The 1,561-nt window shown below is 36.3% G+C and carries 2 protein-coding genes; both read right to left on the bottom strand.

Annotated features, from left to right (window positions below):
* The coding region (locus A9G23_RS03520; protein WP_141674907.1) for a hypothetical protein at positions 1-790 on the bottom strand (790 nt) is incomplete at its 3' end.
* A 530-nt stretch (positions 791-1,320) separates the two neighbouring features.
* A partial coding sequence (locus A9G23_RS03515) for an integrase core domain-containing protein (protein ID WP_141674906.1) occupies positions 1,321-1,561 on the bottom strand: 241 nt, incomplete at its 5' end.

Below are 1,561 nucleotides of genomic sequence, written 5' to 3'. Positions count from 1 at the left end.
TGTCATCTAATGATAACGGAAAATCATGCCAATAACTTACGCTTGAATTGAGCTGCCCATCTTCGCCATTAAGGTGTAAGACTTTACTGGCGGCTATCCAGTACGGCTTGTTTTCAATCATAAAGCGAATCGTGAAAAAATCATCATCATTCGCAGGCTCAGAATAGACACTCGGTAACGTCGTATCTTGCCCCTTTCCGCCACTAATTAGCTCAACTTTATCGGGGATATCTGCCTCGGTTAATTCGGGATATATCCGCCTTACATACATTTTCTCACTTGCGGTTAAGGTGTACGGTTGCGCTGACGGGCTTTTTGCCTGTATCTTTCCATTAATGCCATTAACCACCTTGCCAACCCCTGTGTCGAATAACGGCTGCTCGGTTGAAGTATGAAAAAATCTTGAGGGAAGATTGACGGTATAGACCGGTTTGATTTTAATATAGTAGCTCTCGGTAGTGTCGGTAAAATGAATCGCCACCCCAGGGCTTAACCAACCTGCCGGTTTAGCAGCTTGAACTAATTGCGCCTCTTTTTCAACTAATATGATACTCTTTTCGCTTTCAGGCAGCTTGTCCGCTAAAGCGCGGGTTTTAGTGATAAACGCCGGCAAATCATCACAGGTCAGTAATTCAATGTGTGCCATTTGCTGTAATTGCTTGTCTAACGCCCGTTTCATGTTCGATAACGGGGCTTCTTTAGGCTCGTCAAAACGTTCGGATTGGCTGACATTATGGCCGATGTAACCTATAGCTTCTTCTAACTGAAATTCTATTTCTTTGTCACCCATATTTCCATTGTAAAATCGATATATAGCCTATGTTAGCTGGTAAAGAAAAGTTATCATTAATAAATAATTTTATTGTATTTATTAATAACACCATATTTAATCAAAATAATCATCGATTAATAATTCGCTAGCATCGATACAAAATTTTCTTTCTTCATTATTGCATTGGCGAGTAAATAACAATTTATAATTATCCTCGGATTTCTTTTCAAACTTACATTCAGAATTTGATAAAGTGTATTTTTTTATCTGTATATTGATATAAATCAGTTAAAATGACATGGTTAAAGTAATCTTTAGGGCAATATTTTACTTTCTCTGCTGTCTTTTTTTCAGAATCAAAAGAAATAAAACGACCTGTTAAATTTAGATAAACAAATTTATCTTGTTTCTTATCATAAGAGTAATAAGCGTCAATGATATTTCTTTCATTAAGGCTTTCTGTAGTTTTAGAAATGTAAAAATCATTATCTTTACCATCAAAATTAGCTGTAAATACCCCAAACTTAGTACAAGATTCAAGTAGAAAATCATACTGCTTGTCTTAGTGTTTTATACTCAATCGGCGTCATGTTATTTAATGCCTCATGCGGTCTTTCGGTGTTATAAATCGTTAACCATTCTTCGGTTATTCTCCTTGCTTGTGCTAAGTTGTTAAAAAGATATAAATCGAGTACTTCAGTACGATAGGTGCGATTAAATCGTTCAATGTACCCGTTTTGATATGGGCTACCGGGCTCTATATAATCAATGGCTATATCATGTGATTTA

It is taken from the genome of Gilliamella sp. App4-10, from assembly GCF_001690495.1.
GTDB lineage: Bacteria > Pseudomonadota > Gammaproteobacteria > Enterobacterales > Orbaceae > Gilliamella > Gilliamella apicola_G.
Note: the sequence above shows the minus strand (reverse complement) of the source record. Positions and strands in the feature narration are given on the sequence as shown.